This is a genomic window from Herbiconiux daphne (assembly GCF_024979295.1).
In the GTDB taxonomy this organism is placed as follows: Bacteria; Actinomycetota; Actinomycetes; order Actinomycetales; family Microbacteriaceae; genus Herbiconiux; species Herbiconiux daphnes.
On record NZ_JANLCJ010000716.1, the window covers coordinates 1 to 546 of the forward strand.

General features: G+C 47.1%; 1 protein-coding gene. It reads left to right on the forward strand.

Annotation, left to right across the window (positions count from 1 at the left end; all coding sequences use genetic code 11):
• The coding region (locus N1032_RS27315; protein ID WP_259543844.1) for a phosphoribosyltransferase family protein at positions 1 to 452 on the forward strand (452 nt) is incomplete at its 5' end.
• Positions 453 to 546: the final 94 nt, after the last annotated feature.

Genomic DNA, 546 nt, shown 5'->3' on the forward strand with positions numbered 1-546 from the left:
TCAAGGGCTGGGCTGATGTTATCGTGGCTCCTGATGCTGGCGCTGCTAAGAAAACACTTAAAGCGGCTAAAGTATTAGGGTTTGATCCTAATTCGATTCTCTACATGGAGAAAGTTCGCGATGTTACAAATGGCAATATCACTGGCTCACGTATCTTGGGCGATACCTCTAATCTGTGCGATTTTGATGCTCTTATCGTTGATGATCTCTGCGATGGTGGTGGCACATTCATCCAAGCGGCTCAAAGCCTCTACGATGCTGGTGCTACAAGTGTTGGTCTTTTTGTTACTCACGGCATATTCAGTCGTGGCTATCAGCCCCTCCTTGACGCAGGAATTGACCGAATCTGGACAACCGACAGCATCACAACCGGCAATCCAGAGCACAAGCAAGTAACGGTCTTTAAAAGCCGTCACATCACCAACGAATATTTCTTACGTCAGGAGGCCTAAATGTCTCGTATCTCTCCGATCTTTGCAATTGATGGTTACAAGCTGGGACACCGTGTTCAGTATCCGGAAGGAACTGAGCAGGTTTATTCCAACT